This is a genomic window from Myxococcus sp. CA039A (assembly GCF_013336645.1).
Lineage (GTDB): Bacteria > Myxococcota > Myxococcia > Myxococcales > Myxococcaceae > Myxococcus > Myxococcus llanfairpwllgwyngyllgogerychwyrndrobwllllantysiliogogogochensis.
In genome coordinates, this window is sequence record NZ_JABUMQ010000559.1 from 1 (window position 1) to 3561 (window position 3561).

Here is a 3561-nt window from a genome sequence, read left to right on the forward strand (position 1 = left end):
GTGGTGGGGTGGGCCTGCATCGCCTCGGCGTCCCCCTGGCGTCCGCGCGGGAGCTTTCGACCGAGGCTCCTGCGAGGACTGCTGGGCTATGGGCTGGCCATCCAACTGCCTCCGCTGGTGGGCGCGCTGGTGGCCGGCTGGGTGCCGTTGATGGTGGGGCGGGTGTTGGGCAAGGAGGCGGTGGGGTTGGTGAACTGGGCATGGGCGCTCTCCTCGACGCCGATGATGCTCAGCGTGGTGCTCAATCGCGTGGCGTTCCCCTCGTACTGCCGGCTCCAGGATGATCCGCTGGGCTTCGCCGAGTACCTGCGCACCTCGCTGCGCCGGCTGTCCGCGGCGCTGTTGCTGGTCATCCCCCTGGCCGTCCTGACGTTGCCGGTGGTGGTGCCGCTGCTGTTCGGGCAGCGCTGGGTGGCCGCCATTCCCCTGGCGCAGTGGTTCAGCCTGGAGTGCGTGCTGATGACGCTGACGGGGCTGCTCGCCACCGCGCAGAACGCGGGCGGACGCCCGTGGGAGCGACTGGCGGTCGTCGTTGGCGCGGGCGCGGTGAAGTGGGGCCTGGGCACCTGGGCCCTGCATCGCTACGGGCTGTCGAGCGTCGGTCCCGTATCGTTCCTGGTGGCGCTGGGGGAAATCTGGGTGACGACGTGGCGGGTGACGCGGCTCAACGCTGCGCTGCGCGGCCTGGTGTCCCAGGTGATGGAGCCGCTGCTCTCCGTGGGCCTGCTCATGGCTGGGGCGTACGCGGCGGCCTGGGTGCTGTTCGAGCAGCACGTGCTGGCGCGGACGGCGGTGGGCTGCGTGTTGTTCGCCGCGCTGGTGCTGGTGCGTGAGTGGATTCCAAGGACGCGCTCCCTGCTGGACGAAGTGCGAGATATCCGGGCCTTCATCCAGGCCCGGCGTTCCGCGAGCGCCGCGCCAGTGAGCCCCGTACCGTGAGCGAGACGAGAGCCCTCCGATGACGAAACCCGACCTGGTCATCTCCATCGTCAATCACAGCAACCCGGAGCTGCTGCACGACTGTCTTCGCACGCTGCATGAGACGACACGCGAGTGCTCCTTCGAGGTCTGGGTGGTGGACAACGCCACGGACGGCCGCGGCGTGGAGGCGATGCGGCGCGACTTCCCGCGAGTGCGCTGGCTCTTCAACACGGAGCGCAAGGGGTTCTCCGCCAATCACAATCAGGTGCTGCGTCAGGCGCGGGGCCGCCACATCTGCATCTTCAACGACGACACCATCGTTCATGAAGGGGCGTTCGATGCGCTGGTGCGTTTCATGGATGAGAACCCTCGCGTGGGCATGGCGGGCGCGAGGCTCTTGAACGCGGATGGCACCATCCAGAACTGCACCTTCCGGCCCATGTCCCTGTCCGGGCAGCTCTTCGACCTGATGTTCCTGCCGCGCCCGCTGCATTTCCTCAAGCAGTTGGAAATCGACCCGGCCCAGTATGGGCACGAAGAGGCGCGGGTGAGCTGGGTGCTGGGGGCCTGCATCGTGGTGCGGGAGGAGACCCTGGTGGAGGTCGGTCTGCTCGACGAGGCCATGTCGCCCCTGGGCAACACCGAGGACACGGACTGGTGCGTCCGGGCCTGGAAGGCGGGGTGGGAGGTGGCCTTCTGTCCGGAGGCGGTGATTACGCACCTGACGAGCCGCTCGTTCCGTCCCTCCTCCACGGGACCGGACAAGGTGCGCATCGAGTTGTGGCGCACGCGACTGGCGTACTTCCGCAAGCACCATGGCCGGCTGCACGAGTGGGCGATGCGCGCCATCCTGGTGGGGACGTTGCCTTACAACTCGGCGGTGTTGACGCAGACGTTGCTGCGCGGGCGCATGGCGATGCCGGAATACAAGCGACAGCTCTCCACCTTCCTTCGCATCAGTGAGATGGGCTTGCGGGCCCGCGTGTGAGGCCGTCACGCATGCCGTTCTTCTCCATCGTCATCCCCACGTACAACCGCGCGCGACTGTTGGAGGAGACGCTCGCTTCCGTCTTCGCGCAGGAGGAGACGGACTACGAGGTCCTCGTGGTGGACGATGGCTCCACGGATGACACCCTGGAGACCCTGGCGCGTCTGGGTGACCGGGTGACGACGCTGACCCAGGTCAACGCGGGGCCGGGCGTGGCGCGCAACCTGGGCATCCAGTCCGCCCGGGGCGAATACGTGGTGTTCCTGGACAGCGACGACCTGTGGTTCCCCTGGACGCTGTCCACGTATCGCAAGGTGCTGACGGACCACGGGATGCCCTCGGTGGTGATGGGGACGTCGACGGACTTCCACCGCGCGGAGCAACTGAGGTCCGTGACGCGGGAGGGCCCGCGCGTGACGCTGTTCCCGGACTACCTGGCGAGCGCCGGGGACCGGACGCCGCGCACCGCCTGTGTCCTGGCCGTGCGGACGGAGGCGCTGCGAAGGGTGGGGGGATTCACTCCGCTGCGCATCGTCGCGGAGGACTACGACTTGCTGTATCGCCTTGGCACGGAGCCGGGGTTCGCATGGGTCCGTACGCCAGTGATGGTGGGCTATCGCAAGCACGAAGGCTCTGAGTCGACACACCTGGAGCCGAGCCACCGGGGCATGGCGTACCAGTTGATGCAAGAGCGACTCGGGCGCTACCCGGGCGGCGAGGCCCGTCGGCACGAGCGACTGGAGATGCTCCTCTACAGCGCGCGGCATGTCTCGCATTGGCTGGTGGAGCACCGAAGAAGTGACCTCGCGGTGGATTTGTACTGGCGCGGCCTGCCGTTCCATCTGGCCGTGCCTCGCTGGCGATACATGGTGGGCTTCCTGCCCAAGGTCGCCCTGGTGGGACTCCGCCAGCGGGTGATGAGCCGCTAGTCACCACGCCGGGTGTGCCGCCCGCGCGGCCCGTTCAGGGGCGCCGGCTCGGGCAGGCGGGGCTCCTCGAGCAGGCAGCAGGCTCGGGAGGAGCCGCGACTTGCTCGGGGAGCGGTGCCTCCTTGCTCGTATACGGGCTGTCGATATCGATGGGGCGGGGGCCAGGTGGGTTGTCTGGCCAGCGGGCGTGCTCGTCGGCGCGCTCGGGCACTGCGCATGTTCCAGGCGTGAGGCCCGAGGAGGTGCACGATGGATGAGACACGCCCAGTCGATATGGATACGACCCCTGCGGAACGGCCACGCCCCAAAGCGAGGCTCTGGGGAGGCATTGACCTGGGTGGCACGAAGATCGAGGCGGTGGTCGTCGATGCGGCGGGGAAGGTGCTCGGACGTTCCCGTCAGCTGACGCCCGGGGATGGCGCTCCCGGGGACGTGGTCCAGGCGATGTATGGCGCGCTGGAGGAGGCAGCCAGGGTGGCGGGCACGCTGTCCCGGCATCTGGTGGGAGTGGGCGTGGGGGCGCCCGGCGCCGTGGACGCAGGCGCGGGGACGCTGGCGCGCGTGAGCAACGTGGGGAAGGGCTGGATGGAGCCCTATCCCATGGCGGGAGACCTGGCGGACCTGGTTCGCTCGCCAGTGGTGTTGGGCAATGACGTCCAGGTGGCGGTGGCGGCGGAGTTCCGGCTGGGAGCGGGCCGGCCGTATGCCTCGGTGCTCGGGGTG

Annotated in this window: 4 protein-coding genes; all 4 read left to right on the forward strand. The window is 68.7% G+C overall.

Going from position 1 to position 3561, the window contains the following annotated elements; translation table 11 throughout:
• On the forward strand, nucleotides 1-939 hold a 939-nt coding region (locus HR086_RS45570), incomplete at its 5' end, for an oligosaccharide flippase family protein (RefSeq protein WP_174468787.1).
• A 19-nt stretch (nucleotides 940-958) separates the two neighbouring features.
• Nucleotides 959-1909, forward strand: coding sequence for a glycosyltransferase family 2 protein (locus HR086_RS45575; protein ID WP_174468788.1), 951 nt, complete (start codon nucleotides 959-961; stop codon nucleotides 1907-1909).
• Nucleotides 1910-1920: 11 nt separating this feature from the next.
• Entirely contained in the window at nucleotides 1921-2838 is a 918-nt protein-coding gene (locus HR086_RS45580; protein ID WP_174468789.1) for a glycosyltransferase family A protein, read from the forward strand.
• 273 nt (nucleotides 2839-3111) lie between these two features.
• A partial coding sequence (locus HR086_RS45585; protein ID WP_174468790.1) for an ROK family protein occupies nucleotides 3112-3561 on the forward strand: 450 nt, incomplete at its 3' end.

Coding starts and splice junctions, on each gene's coding strand:
- HR086_RS45575 (WP_174468788.1), top strand. CDS start 959: ATGACGAAACCCGACCTGGTCATCTCCATCGTCAATCACAGCAACCCG.
- HR086_RS45580 (WP_174468789.1), top strand. CDS start 1,921: ATGCCGTTCTTCTCCATCGTCATCCCCACGTACAACCGCGCGCGACTG.